Here is an 18,809-nt window from a genome sequence, read left to right on the forward strand (position 1 = left end):
GGTGTTCGACAGGTTCACAGAAGGCGCCCGACGGGCGGTGGTCCGGGCCGGGATGCTCGCGCTCGACGCCCACCGCGACACGCTCGGCGCCGACCTCCTGCTGCTGGGGGTGGCCGAGGTGCGGCCGTTCTCGCTGTCGTCGTTCACCGCCTCCGGCGCCGACCTGCGCACCCGGATCGACCTGGGCGACGCGCGGGAGCTGCTGGCCACCCTCGGCATCGATCTCGACGAGGTGCGCCGCCGTACCAGGGCGGGGGCGGACGCGCCCGAGCGGTGGGTCCTGCGCAGGTCCCGGCTGCGCCCGCTGCGCGTGACCCTGGACGGGCCGCTGGGCGGCATCCCGCTGGCCATGCACGCCAGGAAGGTGATCGAGGTGGCCATGTGGAAGCCGGGACCGGTCACCGGCGAACGACTGCTGTGGGGCCTGCTGGCCGACGGCGCGAACGGCGCCGGCCGCCTGCTGCGCGAGGCCGGGGTCGACGTGGCCGCGCTGGCCGGGGAGGCGGGCATCCCGGTCCGCCGCGCCGCCTGACGCGCTCCCTTCCGGGCGGGCCGGAGACCTCCTCCGGTCCGCCCGGGACGCGGGATCCGGCGTGACGCGAGGGCTCCGGAAGTCCGATACACTTGGTGATCGCAAGGGGCTATGGCGCAGTTGGTAGCGCGCCTCCATGGCATGGAGGAGGTCTGGGGTTCGAATCCCCATAGCTCCACAGAAATTCAGGCGGCGTCCGCAAGGGCGCCGCCTTTTTCGTTCCCGTGCGCCGGCTGCTGGCGTCCGCCGACGCGCCGAAGGTGATCGTCCTGACCACCTTCGACCTGGACGAGTACGCCTTCGCCGCACTCCGGGCCGGAGCCTCGGGGTTCCTGCTCAAGGACGCCCCGGCCGAGGAGCTGCTGGCCGCGGTGCGGACCGTCCACCGGGGGGACGCGGTGATCGCGCCCTCGACCACCCGCCGCCTGCTCGACCACGTCGCCCCGCACCTTCCGGCCGCCGGGCCGGACCCGCTGACCGACCGCGAGCGTGAGGTGTTGCGGCACATCGCCTGGGGGGAGACGAACGCCGAGATCGCGGGCTCGCTGTTCCTGTCCGAGGGGACCGTCAAGACGCACGTCGGCCGCATCCTGGGCAAGCTCGGCCTGCGCGACCGGGTCCAGGCGGTCATCTGGGCCTACGAGCACGGCCTGAACCGCCACCCCAGAAGCGAATCATTCATCTTATGAATGATGTATTGCCGCTACCATTGCGGATGTGGATGAAGCCAAGCCGGTGTCGGTGGCGGGGACGATGGCCTTCAGGATCGGGACGCTCGGCGCGATCGTCACCGAGCGGTTCACGGCCGCGATCGTCCCGCTCGATCTCAAGCCCAAGCACGTCGGCCTGATGACCCTGCTGGAGGCGCGCGGCGCGGCCTCGCAGCTCGACGTCGCCAGGGCCATGGGCGTCGCGCCGAGCCTGGTGGTGACGCTGGCCGACCACCTCGAACGGCTCGGCGCGATCTCACGGGTGCGCGACCCCGACGACCGGCGGCGTCAGGTCCTCGACCTCACCGACGACGGGCGCGCGCTGCTGGGCCGGTGCCTGGAGGTGACGCTGGAGCTCGACGCGGAGCTGACCGGCGGGCTCGGCCCGGGGGACCGGGCCGTGCTCGCCAAGGTCCTCGGCGCCCTGGCCACGCAGGCCGGGCTGCCGATCTAGCCGTTCCGGGCGGTGTGCCGGGTCAGGGCGGCGTGTTCCCGGCCGATGTCGGCCCAGGCCTGGTCGACGTGGCGGCGTTCGGTGGCGGGGCCGCCGATGGCCATGCGGAGCACGATCCGGTCGCCGATCCTGGTGTGCGTGAGGTAGAGGGAGCCGCCCGCGTTCAGGGTCTCCATCAGGCGCAGCGTGGCCGCGTCGGCGTCGGCGGGTGACAGGCCGGGCCAGCGGGGGCGGAAGCAGACCAGGCCGAGCGGGTGCGGCTCGTGCAGCTCGAAGGCCGGGTCGGCGGCGATCCGGGCGGCCAGGTCCTGGGCCAGGGAGACGCCCTTGCGGATGTGGGCGCGCAGGCCCTCGGCGCCGTACCAGCGGATCATCGACCACAGTTTGAGCGCTCTGAAGCGGCGGCCCAGCGGGATCTGCCAGTCGCGGTAGTCGACCACCGAGCCGGTCGAGGTCGCGGCGTTGCGCAGGTATTCGGGCAGGATCGACATCGCGCCGAGCAAGGGGGCGCGGTCGGCCGTCCACAGCACGGTGCAGTCGAAGTTGGTCAGCAGCCATTTGTGCGGGTTGGTGGAGTAGGTGTCGGCGTACTTGGCCACGCCGTCGTTGAGCATCCGGAACTCGGGGCAGACGGCGGCGACCCCGGCGTAGGCCGCGTCCACGTGCAGCCACACGCCGTGCTCGCGGCACACCTTGCCGATCTCGGGCACCGGGTCGACGGCCGCCGTGGAGGTGGTGCCGACGGTGGCGCAGACCATGGCCGGCACCGCGCCGTCCGCCTTGTCGGCCGCGATCAGCTCGCGCAGGCGCCCGGGGTCCATGGCCAGCGTCCGGGGGTTCACGTCGACCACCCGTACGCCGTCGGAGCCCAGGCCGGCGACGCGGGCGGCCTTCTCCAGCGAGGAGTGCGTCTGCGACGAGACGTAGATCGTGTACCGCTCGGCGATCCCCGTGCGCCCGGCCCGGCCGCCGCTCGCCCGGTGCAGGGCGGCGAGCAGCGCGACCAGGCAGGCGCTCGACGCGGAGTCCTGGATCACGCCGCCGCCGCGCGCGTCGGTCCTGAAGTGGGCGGGCAGGCCGAGCAGGCTCGCCAGCCAGTCCACCACCACGGTCTCCAGCTCGGTGCAGGCCGGGCTGGTGACCCACAGCATGCCCTGCACGCCGAGCCCGCTGGAGAGCAGGTCGCCGAGGATGGCCGGGCCGCTGGCGTTGGAGGGGTAGTAGGCGAAGAAGGACGGGTGCTGCCAGTGGGTGATCCCGGGCAGCAGGATCGTGTTCAGGTCGTCCAGGACGGCCTCGAACGGCTCGCCGTGCTCGGGCGGCTCCGCGGGCAACGCGCTGCGGATCTCTCCAGGCTCGGCCCGCGATCTGACCGGACGGGACTCGATGCCCGCCATGTAGTCGGCGATCCAGTCGACGACCTGCCTGCCGTGGCGGCGGAACTCCTCCGGGCTCATATGGGCGTTCATGCCTACAGATCATCATCCGTCCGGCGTCCCGGGAAGACGGGAACGGGCCGGAGGCCGCTCGCCTCCGGCCCGTCGTTCCGGCGGGGGATCAGCGCCCGCTGAGCGTCTTGCGCCAGTGGAAGCCGCCGGGCAGATTGACCGACAGCGTACGGCGGCCGTCGGCGGTACGCGTCACCCTGAACAGCCGGTTGCCCCAGCTGTGTCCAACGCCGCCGCGGGACAGGTTCAGCCGGACCGGGCCCAGCTTGATCGTCTTGCGGTAGCTCCAGCTCATCGGACTCCTCCATCGAGGTCGTGAGAGCCCGTCAACTACCCGAGAAGCCCGCATTTATCGGGATTTTCCGCGCCCGGGACGCTGCGATCCCCGAACGCCCAGGTCACGACTCCGGACGCGCCGAGCCACTGGTCTCGCGTTTCAGCACGGAACTGGATCTTACGACCACTTCGGCAGGCGGCTAGCGTCGAGGACGTATCCCGAAAGGACTTCTCGTCATGCTCGCGATCGCCCATCTCAGCGACATCCACATCGGCGGCTCGGACCGGTCCGTCGAGCGCGCCGACGCCGTCATGCGTTACCTGGACGCCCTCCCGTACGACCTCGACGCGGTGCTCGTCAGCGGCGACATCGCCGACCACGGGCTGGCCGAGGAGTACGAGCAGGCGCGCAAGCTGCTGACCTCGCGCCACCCGGTCCTGGTGTGCCCCGGCAACCACGACGTCCGGGAGGAGTTCCGCCGGGTGCTGCTCGGCGAGCCGGCCGCGTCCGGGCCGGTCAACCGGGTCCACCGCACGGACGGGGCCGTCTACGTGGTGTGCGACTCCTCCATCCCCGGCCAGGACGCGGGCGACCTGGACGACGAGACGCTGGCCTGGCTCGACGGCGTGCTCGCCGGGGAACGCGACCTGCCGGTGCTCGTGGCCTTCCACCACCCGCCCGTCACGCTGCACTCGGCGGTCGACACGATCATGCTGGAGCGTCCGGAACGCCTCGCGGACCTGCTGGCCGGGCATCCGGGCGTGACCGCCGTGCTGGTCGGCCACGCCCACACGGCGGCGGCCACCACGTTCGCGGGACGTCCGCTGCTCGTGGCCCCGGGCGTGGTGTCCACGCTGAGGCTGCCGTGGGAGGGCGCCACGACGCTGGCCGGCTGCGCCGACTACGCGCTGCCGCCGGGGCTCGTCTTCCACGTCCTGGACGACGACGGCCGGATCACCACCCACCATCGCGTCGTGCCGGTCTGAGGCGTACGGCGGCGGGCGGGCCGGGAGGCCGTGGGCTTCCCGGCACCGGGACGGATCGCTGCATATGGGCGCTCCTCGGGCAAGAGGCTGTTAGCGCTACCAGGAGAAGTGAGCGCTCACAGAGGCAATCGGCGCCACGTTAGGGACCGGACACCCCTGGAGTCAAGGGGTGTCCGGCGTGACGTGACCGTAATGAAGGGGGCCCTTGACGGGGGTGCTTGTTAACGTTCACAGTCATGGCCAAGCCGGGAAAGGAGCGGTCGCGGGGTCGGTCCGGGACCGTCTCCTCCCGGTCGCGGCCGAGGAGGCGAGGTGGCGTCCCGCGGTCGCCGGCCCGCGAGACGGGCGCGGCCCGACGGGACCGCGCAGGCCCCCGAGACAGGAAGGCGCAGGCGGCCGGCCTCGGCTGTTAGCGCTCACATGAGAAGGGAACCCCCCACGTGTTAAAGAGGATCTCGGCGCTGGTGCTCGCCGGGCTCACCGCGATGTCGGTGGCGAGCTGCGGCGGAGGCAGCGGCGGCAGCGGCGGCGGCGGCTCGATCACCATGGGCTTCGCCCAGGTCGGCGCGGAGAGCGGCTGGCGCACCGCGAACACCAAGTCCGTCCAGGACTCGGCCAAGACCGCGGGCGTGACGCTCAAGTTCTCCGACGCCCAGCAGAAGCAGGAGAACCAGATCAAGGCCATCCGCTCCTACATCCAGCAGAAGGTGGACGTGATCGCCTTCTCGCCGGTGGTGGAGTCCGGCTGGGACACGGTGCTCAAGGAGGCCAAGGACGCGAAGATCCCGGTCATCCTGACCGACCGCGCCGTCGACTCCAAGGACACCTCCCTCTACAAGACCTTCCTCGGCTCGGACTTCGTCGAGGAGGGCAAGAAGGCCGGTCAGTGGCTGGTGGAGGAGTACAAGGACGTCAAGGACCCGGTGAACATCGTCGAGCTCCAGGGCACCACCGGATCGGCCCCCGCCAACGACCGCAAGGCCGGGTTCGCCCAGGTCATCGGCGCGGACCCGAAGTTCAAGGTCGTCGCCTCGCAGACCGGCGACTTCACCAGGGCCAAGGGCAAGGAGGTCATGGAGGCCTTCCTGAAGTCCACCCCGGACATCGACGTGCTGTACGCCCACAACGACGACATGGGCCTGGGCGCGATCGAGGCCATCGAGGGCGCCGGCAAGGTGCCCGGCAAGGACATCAAGATCATCACCGTCGACGCCGTCAAGGACGGCATGCAGGCCCTGGCCGACGGGAAGATCAACTACATCGTCGAGTGCTCGCCGCTGCTCGGCCCGCAGCTCATGGACCTGGCCAAGAAGGTCGTCAAGGGCGAGCAGGTGCCGGCCCGCGTGGTGACCGAGGAGACCACGTTCACGCAGGAGCAGGCCAAGCAGGTCCTGTCCAGCCGTCAGTACTGATCGCACGGGGCCGGGCCCGGAGCCCGGCCCCTTCAGGCGGAAGGGGAGGCGCATGGCCGCACCCGTGCCGGTCCTGACGATGAACGGGATCGGCAAACAGTTTCCCGGGGTCAAGGCCCTGGACGGCGTGGACCTGCGGCTGCTGCCCGGCGAGGTGCACGCGCTCATGGGCGAGAACGGCGCGGGCAAGTCCACCCTGATCAAGGTGCTCACCGGCGTGCATCCCGCCGACTCGGGCACGATCGAGCTGGGCGGCCGGCCCGTCGCCTTCGCCGGCCCGGGCGAGGCGCAACAGGGCGGCATCAGCACGGTCTACCAGGAGGTCAACCTCTGCCCGAACCTGTCGGTGGCCGAGAACATCTTCATCGGCCGCGAGCCGCGCAGGTTCGGGCGCATCGACTGGAAACGCGTACGGGCCAGGGCCGGCGAGCTGCTGACCAGGCTGGACCTGAGCATCGACGTCTCGGCGCCGCTGTCGGCGTACTCGCCGGCGGTGCAGCAGATGGTGGCGATCGCGCGGGCGGTCGACATCGAGGCACGGGTGCTGATCCTGGACGAGCCCACCTCCAGCCTGGACGCCGACGAGGTGCGGCAGCTCTTCCGGGTGATGCGGCGGCTCAAGGAGGAAGGCATCGCCATCCTCTTCGTCTCCCACTTTCTCGACCAGATCTACGAAATTTCGGACCGTATGACGATCCTGCGCAACGGACGGCTCGTCGGCGAGTACCTGACCCGCGAGCTGTCCCAGATCGAGCTGGTCGCCAAGATGATCGGACAGGAGCTGGCCGCCCTCGAACGCCTGCACGGCGAGGCCAAGGTCTTCGACCGCCCGCTGGTCGAGGCGCGCGGACTGGGCCGGGCCGGGGCCGTCGAGCCGTTCTCGCTCACCATCCACGAGGGCGAGGTCGTGGGCCTGGCCGGGCTGCTCGGCTCGGGGCGCACCGAGGTCGCGCGGCTGCTGTTCGGGGCCGACCACGCCGGCGGCGGCGAGCTGGCCGTCGGCGGCGCGCCCGTCGCGCTGCGCACCCCGCGCGCGGCGATGAACCACAAGATCGCCTTCTGCTCGGAGAACCGCAAGGAGGACGGCCTGATCCCCGACCTCACCGTGCGCGAGAACATCATCCTGGCGCTCCAGGCCACCCGGGGCTGGACCAGGCCCGTGCCCCGCGAGCAGCAGGACGAGCTGGTCGGCCGGTACGTCAAGGCCCTGCGGATCAGCCCGCCCAACCCCGAGCACCTGGTCCGGAACCTGAGCGGCGGCAACCAGCAGAAGGTGCTGCTGGCGCGCTGGCTCATCCTGGAGCCCCGGCTGCTCATCCTCGACGAGCCCACCCGGGGCATCGACGTCGGGGCCAAGACCGAGATCCAGCGCCTGGTCGCCGAGCTGTCGGACGGCGGCATGGCGGTGCTGTTCATCTCCGCCGAGCTGGAGGAGGTGCTGCGGCTCAGCCACAAGGTCGGGGTGCTGCGCGACCGGCGGCTGGTGGCCGAGCTGCCCAACGACGACGCCCTGACCACGGACGTGCTGATGGAGACGATCGCGAGCGGAGGGCGGGCCTGATGCGGCGGCTGCTGTGGCCGGTGGCGGTGCTCGCGCTGTTGCTGGCCCTGAACGTGTTCTTCACCCCCAGCTTCTTCTCCGTCCAGGTCAGGGACGGCCACCTGTACGGCAGCCTGATCGACATCCTGCGCTTCGGCGCGCCGCTGATCCTGGTCTCGCTCGGCATGACGCTGGTCATCGCGACCGGCGGCATCGACCTGTCGGTGGGCTCGGTGGTGGCGATCTCGGGCGCGCTGGCCTGCCTGCGGATCAGCGAGGACGCCGGCGTGCTCGCCGCCGTGGCGCCGGCGCTCGGGCTGTGCCTGGTGCTCGGCGCCTGGAACGGGTTCCTGGTCGCGCAGGCGGGCATCCAGCCGATCATCGCCACGCTGATCCTCATGGTGGCCGGGCGCGGCCTGGCCCAGCTCATCACCGACGGGCAGATCATCACGGTCAACAGCCCGGCGTACAAGCTGATCGGCGGCGGGTATCTGCTGGCGGTGCCGTTCGGGGTGCTGCTGGTGCTGGCGGTGCTGGCCGTCACCGCGTTCCTGACCCGGCGGCTGGCGCTGGGCCTGCTGATCGAGTCGGTCGGCGGGAACGGCGAGGCCAGCAGGCTCGCGGGCATCAGGTCGCGGGGGATCGTCATCATGGTCTACGCCTTCGCCGCCCTGTGCGCGGGCATCGCCGGGCTCATGATCAGCTCGAACGTCTCCAGCGCCGATGGCAACAACGCCGGCCTGTGGATCGAGCTGGACGCCATCCTGGCCGTGGTGATCGGCGGCACCTCGCTGGCCGGCGGGCGCTTCTCACTGGGCGGGACCGTGCTCGGCGCGCTCATCATCCAGACGCTGACCACGACGATCTACTCCATCGGCGTGCCGCCCGAGACGACCCTGCTGTTCAAGGCGCTGGTCGTGACGGCGGTCTGCCTGGTGCAGTCGCCGTCGTTCCGCACGAAGGCGTTGCGCCGGCGCGTCCGGAGCGCGCCGGCCGGCTCGGCCCCCGAGGAGAAAGTGCGGGTGACCCTGTGATGACCATGACCGTGGGCCGGGTCGCGTTGCCGGCCCGGTACCTGCCCGTTCTCGTGACGGCGTGCCTGTTCGTGGCGATGTTCGTCGTGGGCGGCGTCCGGTACGAGGGGTTCGCCGGCGGGCAGGTGGTGCTCAACGTCTTCATCGACAACGCGTTCCTGCTGGTGGTGGCGGTGGGGACGACGTTCGTGATCCTGACCGGGGGCATCGACCTGTCGGTGGGGTCGGTGGTGGCGCTGTCCACGATGATCTCGGCGTCGCTGATGTCGGGGCCGGGGTGGCCGCCGTACGTGGTGGTGCCGCTGGTGCTGGCCGTCGGGGCCGGGCTCGGGCTGGTGATGGGGTACATCGTGCACGCCTTCGACATCCAGCCGTTCGTCGTGACGCTGGCCGGGATGTTCCTGGCCCGGGGGCTGTGCTACACGATCGGCACGGAATCCATCCCGATCGAGGACCCGACGTTCACGGCGTTCGCGCAGACCAGGATCGACCTGGTCGCCGGTCTGTGGATCTCGCCGAGCGTGCTCGTCGCGGTGGCGGTGGTGCTGGTGGCGGCGTACGTGCTGCACTACACCCGGCTCGGCCGGGCCGTGTACGCGACGGGCGGCAACGAGCAGTCGGCGCTGCTCATGGGACTGCCGGTGGGACGGACGAAGATCACGGTCTACACGGTGAGCGGCCTGTGCTCGGCGCTCGGCGGCGTGCTGCTGTCGTTCTACATGCTCTCCGGCTACGGCCTGCACGCCGTGGGCATGGAGCTGGACGCCATCGCCGCCGTGGTGATCGGCGGCACGCTGCTCACGGGCGGCAGCGGCTTCCTGCTCGGCACGGTGCTCGGCGTGCTGGTGCTCGGTCTGATCCAGACGATCATCAGCTTCGAGGGCACGCTCAGCTCCTGGTGGACCAAGATCTTCATCGGTCTGCTGCTCTTCGTCTTCATCGTCCTGCAACGGCTCTTCAGTGCGCGCTCAAGGCGCTGACCTGCGAGGAGGCTGCCGCGAAAGTTACCTAAAGGTTTCCGTGAGGTTAGGTCCAACCGTTGACAGAGTCTTTGTTAGCGATAACAATCAGCGGGAACGAAGCGCGCGAACTTTGTTCTGATTCGGCATGTTCTGTGACTGAATCCTGTGCTCGATCGGCAGTTAACGCTCACATCCGCTGCCGCAACCCCCATTGCAAGGAGTGCCACATGAGGTTGGGACGTATCGGGGGCGTGGTGTCCGCCATCGCGCTCGCCGCGACCATGACGGCCTGCGGCTCCAGCCAGAAGACGGTCGACGCCGACGCCTCCACGTCGGCCGCCGCCGGCGGCGCGGGCGCCCTGATCGGCGTCACGATGCCCACCAAGTCGTCCGAGCGGTGGATCCACGACGGCGACAACGTCAAGCAGCAGCTCGAACAGCTGGGCTACAAGGTCGACCTCCAGTACGCGGAGAACGACATCCCGACGCAGGCCAACCAGATCGAGAACCAGATCACCAAGGGCGCCAAGCTCCTGATCATCGCCTCGATCGACGGCACCGCGATCACCTCGCAGCTCCAGCAGGCCGCCGACGCCAAGATCCCGGTCATCTCCTACGACCGCCTGATCCGCAACAGCCCGAACGTCGACTACTACGCCACCTTCGACAACTTCAAGGTGGGCGTGCAGCAGGCGACCTCGCTGCTCAAGGGCCTCGGCGTGGACGACGGCAAGAAGGGCCCCTTCAACGTCGAGCTGTTCGGCGGCTCGCCCGACGACAACAACGCCACCTTCTTCTGGAACGGCGCCCTGTCGGTGCTCCAGCCGAAGATCGACGACGGCACCCTGGTGATCAAGAGCGGCCAGAAGGACTTCAAGACCGCCGCCATCCTGCGCTGGGACCCGGCCACGGCCCAGAAGCGCATGGAGGACATCCTCACCAAGACCTACACCGGCGGCACCAAGGTGGACGGCGTGCTGTCCCCGTACGACGGCCTGTCCATCGGCATCCTGTCGGCGCTCAAGAGCTCCGGCTACGGCACCAGCGGCCAGCCCTACCCCGTCGTGACCGGCCAGGACGCCGAGCTCGCCTCGGTCAAGTCGATCATCGCCGGTGAGCAGTACTCCACCATCTTCAAGGACACCCGCAAGCTCGCCGAGCAGACGGTGAAGATGGCCGACGCGGTTCTCAAGGGCGGCAAGCCCGAGGTGAACAACGACAAGGACTACGACAACGGCAACAAGGTCGTCCCCTCCTACCTGCTCGACCCGGTGATCGTGGACAAGAGCAACTACAAGGAGATCATCGTCGGCGGCAACTACTACACCGAGGACCAGCTCAAGTAAGGGCCCGCCCCGGGGGACGGCGGTCCCCCGGGGGCACTTCCCACACCTGAGCGAGGGGCATATGACCGAGCACATCTTGCGGATGAGCGGGATCACCAAGACGTTCCCCGGAGTCAAGGCGCTGCAGGACGTCAACCTGGCCGTCCGGCGCGGCGAGATCCACGCCATCTGCGGCGAGAACGGCGCCGGCAAGTCGACGCTGATGAAGGTGCTGTCCGGGGTCTACCCGCACGGCGACTACGACGGCGAGATCACCTTCGAGGGCGCGCGCTGCGAGTTCGCCGGCATCCGCGACAGCGAGCACGCCGGGATCGTCATCATCCACCAGGAGCTGGCGCTCAGCCCGCAGCTGTCGATCGCCGAGAACATCTTCCTCGGCAACGAGCGCGCCAGGCGCGGCTTCATCGACTGGAACCGCACCAACTACGAGGCCGCCGAGCTGATGCGCCGCGTCGGCCTGAACGAGAACCCGACCACGACGGTCTCCGACCTCGGCGTCGGCAAGCAGCAGCTCGTCGAGATCGCCAAGGCGCTGTCGAAGGAGGTGCGGCTGCTCATCCTCGACGAGCCGACCGCCGCGCTCAACGACGACGACTCGGCCCACCTGCTCGACCTGCTGCGCGGGCTGCGGGACGAGGGCATCACCTGCGTGATCATCTCCCACAAGCTCAACGAGGTGACCGCGATCGCCGACTCCGTCACGATCATCCGCGACGGCCGCACGATCGAGACCCTGGACATGGCCACCGACCACGTCACCGAGGACCGGATCATCTCCGGCATGGTCGGCCGCGCGCTGGACAACCGCTTCCCGCCGCACGAGTCGACGATCGGCGAGGAGGTCCTGCGGATCGAGGACTGGACGGTCCACAGCCCCAGCCAGCCCGGCAGGAAGGTCGTGGACGGCGCCTCCCTCACCCTGCGCAGGGGCGAGATCGTCGGCCTGGCCGGCCTGATGGGCGCCGGGCGCACCGAGCTGGCGATGAGCCTGTTCGGCCGCACGTACGGCGTGCACATCTCCGGCAAGGTCTTCAAGGACGGCAAGCCGATCGAGATCCGCAACGTGCAGGACGCGATCCACCACGGCCTGGCCTACGCCACCGAGGACCGCAAGCGGTACGGCCTGAACCTCATCGAGGACATCAAGCGCAACATCAGCGCGGCCGGGCTCAAGGGCCTGGCCCGGCGCGGCTGGGTGAACGAGAACGAGGAGTACAAGGTCGCCGAGGAGTTCCACCGGAGCATGAACATCAAGGCGCCCAGCGTCAACAGCGTCGTCGGCAAGCTGAGCGGCGGCAACCAGCAGAAGGTCGTGCTGTCCAAGTGGATCCTGACGCAGCCCGACGTGCTCATCCTCGACGAGCCCACCCGCGGCATCGACGTCGGCGCCAAGTACGAGATCTACACGATCATCAACCGCCTCGCCGACCAGGGCAAGGCCGTGCTGGTGATCTCCAGTGAGTTGCCTGAGCTGCTCGGCCTGTGCGACCGCATCTACACGCTCTCCGAAGGTCGCGTCACCGGCGAGGTCCCCCGCCGGGAGGCCACCCAGGAAAGCCTCATGCATCTCATGACCAAGGGACAGGAGTAGCCCCGATGAGCAGCATCACGCCCGCCGACGTGCAGGTCGGCGCGGGAAGCGACGGGGGAGCGCCGCGGCGGCCCGGCCGGGTGTCGCTGGGCGGCCTGTCGCTGAACCTGCGTTCGAGCGGCATCTACATCGCCTTCGCGCTGATCATCGTGCTGTTCTCGGTGCTCACCGACGGCGCGTTGCTCCAGCCACAGAACATCTCCAACATCATCGTCCAGAACTCCTACGTCCTGATCCTCGCGATCGGGATGATCCTGGTCATCATCGCCGGGCACATCGACCTGTCGGTCGGCTCGGTGGTGGCGGTCACCGGGGCGCTGGCCGCCGTGCTCATGGTGAACATGGGCCTGCCGTGGCCGCTGGCCCTGCTGATCACGGTCGCCGCCGGCGCGCTCATCGGGGCCTGGCAGGGGTACTGGATCGCCTACTTCGGCATCCCGGCCTTCATCGTCACGCTGGCCGGCATGCTGCTGTTCCGCGCGCTGACCATGACCGTCCTGGGCAACCAGGGCATCGGCCCGTTCCCCGACCAGGTCCGCACGCTGGCCAACGGCTTCACCGACGGCTACCTCGGCAACGTGGGCCTCGGCCCGCTGGGCGGCGCCGACCTGTTCAGCCTGCTCATCGGCCTGGTCGCGATCGGCGGCATGGTCGCCGCGCAGTGGCGCACCCGCAACGCCCGCAGGGGCTACGGCCAGTCGGTCGAGCCGATGGCCGTGTTCGCGCTGAAGATGGCGGCCGGCGCCGCGCTGATCCTGTTCCTGGTCGTGCAGCTCGCCCGCTTCAAGAACCTGCCGTGGGTGCTGGTGCTGCTGGCCGTGCTGGTGCTGGCGTACTCGCTGATGGCCAACCGCACGGTCTTCGGCCGGCAGATCTACGCCATCGGCGGCAACCTCCAGGCGGCGGTCATGTCCGGCGTCAAGGTCAAGTCGGTGGTCTTCTGGATCTTCGTCAACATGGGCGTGCTGGCCTCCATCGCCGGCATCATCTTCGCCGGCCGGCTCAACCAGGCGGGCCCGACCGCCGGTAACAGCTTCGAGCTGGACGCCATCGCGGCGGCCTTCATCGGCGGCGCGGCCGTCCAGGGCGGTGTCGGCAAGGTCGTCGGCGCGATCACCGGCGGTCTGATCATGGCTGTCATCAACAACGGCATGTCGCTCATCGGCTCGCCCAGTGAGCGCGTGATGCTCGTCAAGGGCGCCGTCCTGCTGGCCGCCGTCGCGTTCGACGTGTGGACCAAGCGCCGGGCGGGCGCCTCCCGCTGACCGCCGCAGGTCCAGGCAGCCCCGCGAAAGGAGAACCCGTGCTACCGAGCCCCAGGCCGCGTCCGCCGGTCATGGCCGACGTGGCCAAGGAGGCCGGCGTGTCGCACCAGACGGTCTCGCGGGTGCTCAACGGCCACCCGAACGTCCGGGCCGACACCCGCGCCCGGGTCGAGGAGGCCATCACCCGCCTGGGCTACCGGCGCAACCTGGTCGCCCGCGCGCTGGTCACCAAGCGGTCGCGGACCCTCGGGGTGGTGAGCTTCGACACCACCCTGTACGGCCCGGCCAGCATGGTCTTCGGCATCGAGCAGGCGGCCAGGACCGCGGGGTACTTCGTCAGCATCGTCAGCCTGAAGTCGATCGACGCGGCCGGCGTCCGCGACGCGCTCGACTACCTGGCCGAGCAGAGCGTGGACGGGGTGGTGGTGGTCGCGCCGCAGCGCTCGGCCGCCTCCGCCCTGGACAGCCTGCCCGCCGGGGTACCCGCGGTCGTCGTCGAGGGCGCGCACGGCGCCGACGTCTCCGCGGTCTGCATCGACCAGGTCGAGGGCGCCAGGCTCGCCACCCGGCACCTGCTCGACCTCGGCCACGAGACGGTCTGGCACGTGACCGGGCCGGCCGACTGGCTGGAGACCGAGGGCCGGGTCGAGGGCTGGCGTTCGGCGCTGGAGCAGGCCGGCCGCCCGGTGCCCGAGCCGCTGGCCGGCGACTGGAGCCCGCGCGCCGGGTACGAGGCCGGCAAGAGGCTGGCCCGCATGGACGGGGTCACCGCGGTGTTCGCCGCCAACGACCAGATGGCGCTGGGCGTGCTGCGCGCGCTCAGCGAGGCCGGGGTGCCCGTCCCCGGCCGGATCAGTGTCGTGGGCTTCGACGACATCCCCGAGTCCGAGTTCTTCTCACCACCGCTCACCACGGTCCGGCAGGACTTCGACGTGGTGGGCCGCCACTGCATCGAGGTGCTGCTGCGGCAGATCGACGCCGGGCCGGCGGCGTACGAGCGCATGGTGGTGCGTCCCAGCTTCGTCGTCAGGTCCAGCACCGCGCCGGCCGCCGCTCCGGCGTGGTAAGCGGCAGGCGAACAGACAACTTCCTGGAGTGCAATGTGAACGCTAACAAGTTCGTGGTCGGAGTGGACTTCGGCACGCTGTCGGGGCGCGCGGTCGTCGTCCGCGTGGCTGACGGCGCCGAGCTGGGCAGCGCCGTCCACGAGTACGCCGAGCGCGTCATCGAGCACACGCTGCCCGGTACCGGCGTGCGCCTCGGCCCCGACTGGGCGCTGCAGTCGCCGCGGGACTGGCTGGACGTGCTGCGCGTGGCCGTGCCCGAGGCCCTGGCCGCCGCCGGGGTCGCCGCCGAGGACGTGATCGGTATCGGCACCGACTTCACCGCCTGCACCGTGCTGCCGACCACGGCCGACGGCACGCCCCTGTGCTTCGAGACGCCCGAGCAGCCGCACGCCTGGCCGAAGTTGTGGAAGCACCACGCCGCCCAGCCGCACGCCGACCGGATCAACGAGCTGGCCGCGACCCGGGGCGAGAGCTGGCTGCCGCGCTACGGCGGCAAGATCTCCTCCGAGTGGGAGTTCGCCAAGGCCCTCCAGGTCCTGGAGGAGGCCCCCGAGGTGTACGCCAGGGCCGAGCGCTGGATCGAGGCGGCCGACTGGATCATCTGGCAGCTCTCCGGCGTCGAGAGCCGCAACATCTGCACGGCCGGCTACAAGGGCGTCTTCCAGGACGGGAGCTACCCCTCCGAGGACTTCCTCGCCGCCCTGAACCCCGGCTTCTCCGGCTTCGCCGGCAAACTGGCCACCGGTGTGGTCGGCGACGACGTCAACGGCACCACCCTGGCCCCCCTCGGCGGCCTCGCCGGCGTCCTGACCGCGCGGGCGGCCGCGTGGACCGGCCTGCCCGAGGGCATCGCCGTGGCCGTCGGCAACGTGGACGCCCACGTCACCGCCGCCGCCGCGGACGCCGTGCGCCCCGGCCAGATGGTGGCCATCATGGGCACCTCCACCTGCCACATCATGCCCAGCGACCGGCTGGCCGAGGTGCCCGGCATGTGCGGCGTCGTCCGGGACGGCATCGTGCCCGGCCTGTGGGGCTATGAGGCCGGCCAGTCCGCCGTCGGCGACATCTTCGCCTGGTACGTCGACTCCTTCGGCACCGACGGCCACGAGCGCCTGACCGAGCTGGCCGAGCGCCAGGCCGTCGGCGCGCACGGGCTGGTCGCGCTCGACTGGTTCGGCGGCAACCGCTCGGTGCTGGTGGACCACGACCTGTCCGGCGTGATCGTCGGCCAGACCCTCGCCACCAGGCCCGAGGACGTCTACCGCGCGCTCATCGAGTCCACCGCGTACGGCGCCCGCATGATCGTCGAGACGTTCGAGAAGTCGGGCGTGCCCGTCGAGGAGTTCGTGGTCGCCGGAGGGCTGCTGAAGAACCGCTTCCTCATGCAGGTCTACGCCGACGTGCTGCGCCGCCCGCTGTCGGTCATCGGCTCCGACCAGGGCCCGGCGCTCGGCTCGGCGATCCACGCCGCCGTCGCCGCCGGGGCCTACCCGGGCATCGAGGAGGCCGCGGCGGCCATGGGCAAGCGCACGCGGGCGGCGTACGTGCCCGACGAGGCCCGCGCCGACGCCTACGACCGCCTGTACGCCCAGTACCGCGAACTGCACGACCACTTCGGGGACGGACGCATGCTCCACACGCTCCGCACGATCAGGAACGAGGCCGCCCAGTGAGAACCACCATCGCCAGGCTTCATGCGGAGCTGGTCCGGTACGGCCTGGTCGTCTGGACGGCGGGGAACGTCTCGGGCCGCATCCCGGGGGAGGACCTGTTCGTCATCAAGCCGTCCGGGGTCTCCTACGACGAGCTGACCCCCGAGAACATGGTCGTGTGCGACCTCGACGGCAACCTCGTCGAGGGCGCCCACGCACCCTCCAGCGACACCGCCGCGCACGCCTACGTCTACCGCAAGATGCCCGAGGTCGGCGGCGTCGTGCACACCCACTCGACCTACGCCTCGGCGTGGGCCGCGCGCGGCGAGCCCATCCCGTGCGTGCTGACGGCGATGGCCGACGAGTTCGGCGGCGAGATCCCGGTCGGCCCGTTCGCGCTGATCGGGGACGACTCCATCGGCCAGGGCATCGTCGAGACGCTCGCGGGCCACCGCTCGCCGGCCGTCCTCATGCAGAACCACGGCGTCTTCACCATCGGCAAGGACCCCAAGGCCGCCGTCAAGGCCGCCGTGATGTGCGAGGACGTCGCCCGCACCGTCCACGTGTCCAGGCAGCTCGGCACGCCGCTGCCCATCGGCCCGGCCCACGTCGACCGCCTGTACGACCGCTATCAGAACGTCTACGGACAGAGGAGCCCGCGTTGAACATCTGGTTTCTGACCGGCAGCCAGGGACTGTACGGCGAGGACACGCTGCGCCAGGTGGCCGAGCAGTCGCGGCGCATCGCCGAGCAGCTTCCCGTGCCCGTGCAGTGGAAGCCCGTGCTGACCGACGCCACGGCGATCAGGCGCGTCATGCTGGAGGCCAACGCGGACGACGAGTGCGCCGGCGTCATCGCCTGGATGCACACCTTCTCCCCGGCCAAGATGTGGATCGCCGGCCTCGACGCGCTGCGCAAGCCGCTGCTGCACCTGCACACGCAGGCCAACGTCGAGCTGCCGTGGAGCTCGATCGACATGGACTTCATGAACCTCAACCAGGCCGCGCACGGCGACCGCGAGTTCGGGTTCGTGCAGACCCGGCTCGGCGTGCCGCGCAAGACCGTCGCCGGGCACGTCAGCGACCCGGCGGTCGGCGCGCGCATCGAGGCGTGGGCGCGCGCGGCCAGGGGCGTGGCCGAGGTGCGGGCGCTCAAGCTGGCCCGTTTCGGCGACAACATGCGCGACGTGGCCGTGACCGAGGGCGACAAGGTCGAGGCGCAGCTCCGGTTCGGCGTCTCGGTCAACACCTACGGCGTCAACGACCTGGTCCAGGCCGTGGACGCGGCCTCCGACGCCGACGTGTCCGCGCTGGTCAAGGAGTACGCCGAGCTGTACCGGGTGGCCCCCGAGCTGCTCGGCGAACGCAACGAGTCCCTGCGGTACGCCGCCAGGATCGAGCTCGGCCTGCGCGGCTTCCTGGAGGGCGGCGGCTTCCGGGCCTTCACCACCAACTTCGAGGACCTCGGCGGCCTGCGTCAGCTCCCCGGCCTGGCCGTGCAGCGCCTGATGGCCGACGGCTACGGCTTCGGCGGCGAGGGCGACTGGAAGACCTCGGTCCTGCTGCGCACCCTCAAGTCGATGACGCCCGGCGGGACGTCGTTCATGGAGGACTACACCTACGACCTGACGCCCGGCAACGAGCTCATCCTCGGCGCGCACATGCTGGAGGTCTGCCCGTCCATCGCCGCCGGGACGCCGTCGTGCGAGATCCATCCGCTGGGCATCGGCGGGCGGGAGGACCCGGTGCGGCTGGTGTTCGACGCCGCGCCCGGCCCCGGCGTCGTCGTCGGCCTGGCCGACATGGGCGACCGGTTCCGCCTGGTGGCCAACGAGATCGACGTCGTCGCGCCGCCGGAGCCGCTGCCCAGGCTGCCCGTGGCCCGCGCCGTCTGGTCGCCGCGGCCGAACCTGCGCACCTCCACCGAGTCGTGGCTGACCGCCGGCGCGCCGCACCACACCGTGCTGTCCACCGCCGTCGGACGCGAGGAGCTCACCGACCTGGCCGACATGCTCGGCGTCGAGCTGCTGGTGATCGACAAGGACACCACGACGGCGCAGTTCGTCAAGGAGATGCGCTGGAACCAGGCGTACTACCGCCTGGCCCAGGGCTTCTAGTCCGTTCCTAGTCCTCCGGCGGCTTCTTCGGGGCGTTCCTGCGCTGCTCCTCGGCGCGTTCGCGGCAGCGGCGCAGGAACTCCTCGTCGTCGTCGGGGTTGGTGGCGGCGAAGCGCCCCGGGCGGTCGTACTCGGGGAAGGCGCTCGGGCGCGCGGCCGCCTGCGGGGCACGTTCCGGGCGGCCCGCCACGAGCCAGATGACCGAGCCGACCAGTGGGAACAGCAGGACCACGAGCACCCATACGATCTTGGGCAGGTTCCTGCAGACCGCGTCCGGCGTGGTGATCACGTCGAAGAGGCAGTAGAGCCACAGCACGAGGGTGGCCAGGCCCATGGCCTCGGACAGATACAGCACGGGGCCGAACGTAGTGACAGGCGGGAACATCGGCAAGCGAATTCGGATGAATAGGGTGAAGC

General features: G+C 70.4%; 17 protein-coding genes, 1 tRNA gene and 1 pseudogene. 16 read left to right on the forward strand and 3 right to left on the reverse strand.

Going from position 1 to position 18,809, the window contains the following annotated elements; genetic code table 11:
* Position 1 precedes the first annotated feature (1 nt).
* The 4 genes and pseudogenes from ACIA8R_RS36195 to ACIA8R_RS36210 all read left to right on the forward strand — a co-directional run bounded on the left by ACIA8R_RS36195 (position 2) and on the right by ACIA8R_RS36210 (position 1,696).
* Positions 2 to 532 carry a Clp protease N-terminal domain-containing protein gene (locus ACIA8R_RS36195; RefSeq protein ID WP_364090951.1) on the forward strand — a complete coding sequence of 177 codons (531 nt, stop codon included), beginning with the start codon at positions 2 to 4 and terminating at the stop codon, positions 530 to 532.
* Between the two features lie 105 nt (positions 533 to 637).
* Positions 638 to 710 (forward strand) — tRNA-Ala (locus ACIA8R_RS36200).
* Between the two features lie 49 nt (positions 711 to 759).
* Positions 760 to 1,221 (forward strand): annotated as a pseudogene (locus ACIA8R_RS36205) (LuxR C-terminal-related transcriptional regulator); the annotation flags it as partial.
* 28 nt (positions 1,222 to 1,249) lie between these two features.
* Complete coding sequence (locus ACIA8R_RS36210) at positions 1,250 to 1,696, forward strand: MarR family winged helix-turn-helix transcriptional regulator (RefSeq protein WP_397042257.1); 447 nt, start codon at positions 1,250 to 1,252, stop codon at positions 1,694 to 1,696.
* Here the strand turns inward: ACIA8R_RS36210 and ACIA8R_RS36215 are convergent.
* A complete protein-coding gene (locus ACIA8R_RS36215) occupies positions 1,693 to 3,165 on the reverse strand; it encodes a pyridoxal-dependent decarboxylase (RefSeq protein ID WP_397042258.1) in 1,473 nt (490 codons plus the stop codon). The genes ACIA8R_RS36210 and ACIA8R_RS36215 overlap by 4 nt on opposite strands.
* A gap of 88 nt (positions 3,166 to 3,253) precedes the next feature.
* Complete coding sequence (locus ACIA8R_RS36220; RefSeq protein ID WP_352326433.1) at positions 3,254 to 3,439, reverse strand: DUF4236 domain-containing protein; 186 nt, start codon at positions 3,437 to 3,439, stop codon at positions 3,254 to 3,256.
* 218 nt (positions 3,440 to 3,657) lie between these two features.
* Here ACIA8R_RS36220 and ACIA8R_RS36225 point away from each other — a divergent pair, with 218 nt between their 5' ends.
* The 12 genes from ACIA8R_RS36225 (at position 3,658) to araA (ending at position 18,392) form a co-directional block, all read left to right on the forward strand.
* On the forward strand, positions 3,658 to 4,407 hold the full coding sequence (locus tag ACIA8R_RS36225) for a metallophosphoesterase (RefSeq protein ID WP_397042259.1): 750 nt from the start codon (positions 3,658 to 3,660) through the stop codon (positions 4,405 to 4,407).
* Between the two features lie 440 nt (positions 4,408 to 4,847).
* The gene (locus ACIA8R_RS36230) at positions 4,848 to 5,819 is read left to right on the forward strand and encodes an ABC transporter substrate-binding protein (RefSeq protein ID WP_364090938.1); all 972 of its coding nucleotides are present in this window, start codon (positions 4,848 to 4,850) and stop codon (positions 5,817 to 5,819) included.
* A 52-nt stretch (positions 5,820 to 5,871) separates the two neighbouring features.
* Entirely contained in the window at positions 5,872 to 7,380 is a 1,509-nt protein-coding gene (locus tag ACIA8R_RS36235; RefSeq protein ID WP_397042260.1) for a sugar ABC transporter ATP-binding protein, read from the forward strand.
* Positions 7,380 to 8,393, forward strand: a complete 1,014-nt coding sequence (locus ACIA8R_RS36240) for an ABC transporter permease (protein WP_397042261.1) — start codon at positions 7,380 to 7,382, stop codon at positions 8,391 to 8,393. Before ACIA8R_RS36235 ends, ACIA8R_RS36240 begins: the two co-directional genes overlap by 1 nt.
* On the forward strand, positions 8,393 to 9,373 hold the full coding sequence (gene yjfF, locus ACIA8R_RS36245) for a galactofuranose ABC transporter, permease protein YjfF (RefSeq protein WP_397042262.1): 981 nt from the start codon (positions 8,393 to 8,395) through the stop codon (positions 9,371 to 9,373). The genes ACIA8R_RS36240 and yjfF overlap by 1 nt, the downstream gene beginning before the upstream one ends.
* Positions 9,374 to 9,582: 209 nt before the next feature.
* Positions 9,583 to 10,701, forward strand: a complete 1,119-nt coding sequence (gene chvE / locus ACIA8R_RS36250; protein ID WP_357698812.1) for a multiple monosaccharide ABC transporter substrate-binding protein — start codon at positions 9,583 to 9,585, stop codon at positions 10,699 to 10,701.
* Positions 10,702 to 10,762: 61 nt separating this feature from the next.
* Positions 10,763 to 12,292: a multiple monosaccharide ABC transporter ATP-binding protein gene (gene mmsA, locus ACIA8R_RS36255; protein WP_364090927.1), complete on the forward strand. Its 1,530-nt coding sequence runs from the start codon at positions 10,763 to 10,765 to the stop codon at positions 12,290 to 12,292.
* Between the two features lie 5 nt (positions 12,293 to 12,297).
* Positions 12,298 to 13,557 carry a multiple monosaccharide ABC transporter permease gene (gene mmsB, locus ACIA8R_RS36260; RefSeq protein WP_357698806.1) on the forward strand — a complete coding sequence of 420 codons (1,260 nt, stop codon included), beginning with the start codon at positions 12,298 to 12,300 and terminating at the stop codon, positions 13,555 to 13,557.
* Positions 13,558 to 13,628: 71 nt separating this feature from the next.
* A complete protein-coding gene (locus ACIA8R_RS36265; protein WP_357698949.1) occupies positions 13,629 to 14,624 on the forward strand; it encodes a LacI family DNA-binding transcriptional regulator in 996 nt (331 codons plus the stop codon).
* A gap of 53 nt (positions 14,625 to 14,677) precedes the next feature.
* Entirely contained in the window at positions 14,678 to 16,297 is a 1,620-nt protein-coding gene (araB, locus tag ACIA8R_RS36270) for a ribulokinase (RefSeq protein WP_364091058.1), read from the forward strand.
* A complete protein-coding gene (locus ACIA8R_RS36275) occupies positions 16,294 to 16,941 on the forward strand; it encodes an L-ribulose-5-phosphate 4-epimerase (RefSeq protein ID WP_364090924.1) in 648 nt (215 codons plus the stop codon). The genes araB and ACIA8R_RS36275 overlap by 4 nt, the downstream gene beginning before the upstream one ends.
* The gene (gene araA, locus ACIA8R_RS36280) at positions 16,938 to 18,392 is read left to right on the forward strand and encodes an L-arabinose isomerase (RefSeq protein ID WP_397042263.1); all 1,455 of its coding nucleotides are present in this window, start codon (positions 16,938 to 16,940) and stop codon (positions 18,390 to 18,392) included. Before ACIA8R_RS36275 ends, araA begins: the two co-directional genes overlap by 4 nt.
* Positions 18,393 to 18,399: 7 nt before the next feature.
* Here the strand turns inward: araA and ACIA8R_RS36285 are convergent, their stop codons facing one another.
* Positions 18,400 to 18,747 carry a PLDc N-terminal domain-containing protein gene (locus ACIA8R_RS36285; RefSeq protein ID WP_364090919.1) on the reverse strand — a complete coding sequence of 116 codons (348 nt, stop codon included), beginning with the start codon at positions 18,745 to 18,747 and terminating at the stop codon, positions 18,400 to 18,402.
* Positions 18,748 to 18,809 lie beyond the last annotated feature (62 nt).

It is taken from the genome of Nonomuraea sp. NPDC051191, from assembly GCF_044455665.1.
Lineage (GTDB): Bacteria > Actinomycetota > Actinomycetes > Streptosporangiales > Streptosporangiaceae > Nonomuraea.